Consider the following 3175-nt stretch of genomic DNA (forward strand, 5'->3'; position numbering starts at 1 on the left):
AAGACGTGGTAGCCTGCGAAAAGCTTCGGGGAGTCGGCAAACAGACTTTGATCCGGAGATGTCTGAATGGGGGAACCCAGCCATCATAAGATGGTTATCTTGTACTGAATACATAGGTGCAAGAGGCGAACCAGGGGAACTGAAACATCTAAGTACCCTGAGGAAAAGAAATCAACCGAGATTCCCTTAGTAGTGGCGAGCGAACGGGGACCAGCCCTTAAGTGGCTTTGAGATTAGCGGAACGCTCTGGAAAGTGCGGCCATAGTGGGTGATAGCCCTGTACGCGAAAATCTCTTGGTCATGAAATCGAGTAGGACGGAGCACGAGAAACTTTGTCTGAATATGGGGGGACCATCCTCCAAGGCTAAATACTACTGACTGACCGATAGTGAACTAGTACCGTGAGGGAAAGGCGAAAAGAACCCCGGAGAGGGGAGTGAAATAGATCCTGAAACCGTATGCGTACAAGCAGTGGGAGCCCACTTTGTTGGGTGACTGCGTACCTTTTGTATAATGGGTCAGCGACTTATTTTCAGTGGCGAGCTTAACCGAATAGGGGAGGCGTAGCGAAAGCGAGTCTTAATAGGGCGTCTAGTCGCTGGGAATAGACCCGAAACCGGGCGATCTATCCATGGGCAGGTTGAAGGTTGGGTAACACTAACTGGAGGACCGAACCGACTACCGTTGAAAAGTTAGCGGATGACCTGTGGATCGGAGTGAAAGGCTAATCAAGCTCGGAGATAGCTGGTTCTCCTCGAAAGCTATTTAGGTAGCGCCTCATGTATCACTGTAGGGGGTAGAGCACTGTTTCGGCTAGGGGGTCATCCCGACTTACCAAACCGATGCAAACTCCGAATACCTACAAGTGCCGAGCATGGGAGACACACGGCGGGTGCTAACGTCCGTCGTGAAAAGGGAAACAACCCAGACCGTCAGCTAAGGTCCCAAAGTTATGGTTAAGTGGGAAACGATGTGGGAAGGCTTAGACAGCTAGGAGGTTGGCTTAGAAGCAGCCACCCTTTAAAGAAAGCGTAATAGCTCACTAGTCGAGTCGGCCTGCGCGGAAGATGTAACGGGGCTCAAACCATACACCGAAGCTACGGGTATCACCTTCGGGTGATGCGGTAGAGGAGCGTTCTGTAAGCCTGTGAAGGTGAGTTGAGAAGCTTGCTGGAGGTATCAGAAGTGCGAATGCTGACATGAGTAACGACAATGGGTGTGAAAAACACCCACGCCGAAAGACCAAGGTTTCCTGCGCAACGTTAATCGACGCAGGGTTAGTCGGTCCCTAAGGCGAGGCTGAAAAGCGTAGTCGATGGAAAACAGGTTAATATTCCTGTACTTCTGGTTATTGCGATGGAGGGACGGAGAAGGCTAGGCCAGCTTGGCGTTGGTTGTCCAAGTTTAAGGTGGTAGGCTGAGATCTTAGGTAAATCCGGGATCTTAAGGCCGAGAGCTGATGACGAGTTACCCTTTGGGTGACGAAGTGGTTGATGCCATGCTTCCAAGAAAAGCTTCTAAGCTTCAGGTAACCAGGAACCGTACCCCAAACCGACACAGGTGGTTGGGTAGAGAATACCAAGGCGCTTGAGAGAACTCGGGTGAAGGAACTAGGCAAAATGGCACCGTAACTTCGGGAGAAGGTGCGCCGGTGAGGGTGAAGGACTTGCTCCGTAAGCTCATGCCGGTCGAAGATACCAGGCCGCTGCGACTGTTTATTAAAAACACAGCACTCTGCAAACACGAAAGTGGACGTATAGGGTGTGACGCCTGCCCGGTGCCGGAAGGTTAATTGATGGGGTTAGCTAACGCGAAGCTCTTGATCGAAGCCCCGGTAAACGGCGGCCGTAACTATAACGGTCCTAAGGTAGCGAAATTCCTTGTCGGGTAAGTTCCGACCTGCACGAATGGCGTAACGATGGCGGCGCTGTCTCCACCCGAGACTCAGTGAAATTGAAATCGCTGTGAAGATGCAGTGTATCCGCGGCTAGACGGAAAGACCCCGTGAACCTTTACTATAGCTTTGCACTGGACTTTGAATTTGCTTGTGTAGGATAGGTGGGAGGCTTTGAAGCGTGGACGCCAGTTCGCGTGGAGCCATCCTTGAAATACCACCCTGGCAACTTTGAGGTTCTAACTCAGGTCCGTTATCCGGATCGAGGACAGTGTATGGTGGGTAGTTTGACTGGGGCGGTCTCCTCCTAAAGAGTAACGGAGGAGTACGAAGGTGCGCTCAGACCGGTCGGAAATCGGTCGTAGAGTATAAAGGCAAAAGCGCGCTTGACTGCGAGACAGACACGTCGAGCAGGTACGAAAGTAGGTCTTAGTGATCCGGTGGTTCTGTATGGAAGGGCCATCGCTCAACGGATAAAAGGTACTCCGGGGATAACAGGCTGATACCGCCCAAGAGTTCATATCGACGGCGGTGTTTGGCACCTCGATGTCGGCTCATCACATCCTGGGGCTGAAGCCGGTCCCAAGGGTATGGCTGTTCGCCATTTAAAGTGGTACGCGAGCTGGGTTTAGAACGTCGTGAGACAGTTCGGTCCCTATCTGCCGTGGACGTTTGAGATTTGAGAGGGGCTGCTCCTAGTACGAGAGGACCGGAGTGGACGAACCTCTGGTGTTCCGGTTGTCACGCCAGTGGCATTGCCGGGTAGCTATGTTCGGGAAAGATAACCGCTGAAAGCATCTAAGCGGGAAACTTGCCTCAAGATGAGATCTCACTGGAACCTTGAGTTCCCTGAAGGGCCGTCGAAGACTACGACGTTGATAGGTTGGGTGTGTAAGCGCTGTGAGGCGTTGAGCTAACCAATACTAATTGCCCGTGAGGCTTGACCATATAACACCCAAGCAATTTGCTTGCTTCGAGCTGAAAAGCGAAAGAGCGCCAGATTGCGGTGTGTGAAGACGAAATGAACCGAAAGTTTGAATCTCACGAAAACACCGAAAGCTGTCACATACCCAATTTGCTGAAGCGCGGCCATCTGGCCACGATTCGGTACCCGAATTTCTTGACGACCATAGAGCGTTGGAACCACCTGATCCCATCCCGAACTCAGCAGTGAAACGATGCATCGCCGATGGTAGTGTGGGGTTTCCCCATGTGAGAGTAGGTCATCGTCAAGATTAAATTCCGAAACCCCAATTGCGAAAGCAGTTGGGGTTTTGTTTT

At 51.8% G+C, this 3175-nt stretch carries 2 rRNA genes (1 of these 2 only partly in view); both read left to right on the forward strand.

Annotated features, from left to right (window positions below):
* A 23S ribosomal RNA gene (locus HU743_RS26960) occupies positions 1–2842 on the forward strand (it extends 52 nt beyond the left edge of the window).
* A 171-nt stretch (positions 2843–3013) separates the two neighbouring features.
* Positions 3014–3129 (forward strand): 5S ribosomal RNA (gene rrf / locus HU743_RS26965).
* Positions 3130–3175 lie beyond the last annotated feature (46 nt).

This window comes from Pseudomonas sp. SWRI99 (assembly GCF_014270125.1).
In the GTDB taxonomy this organism is placed as follows: Bacteria; Pseudomonadota; Gammaproteobacteria; order Pseudomonadales; family Pseudomonadaceae; genus Aquipseudomonas; species Aquipseudomonas hamedanensis.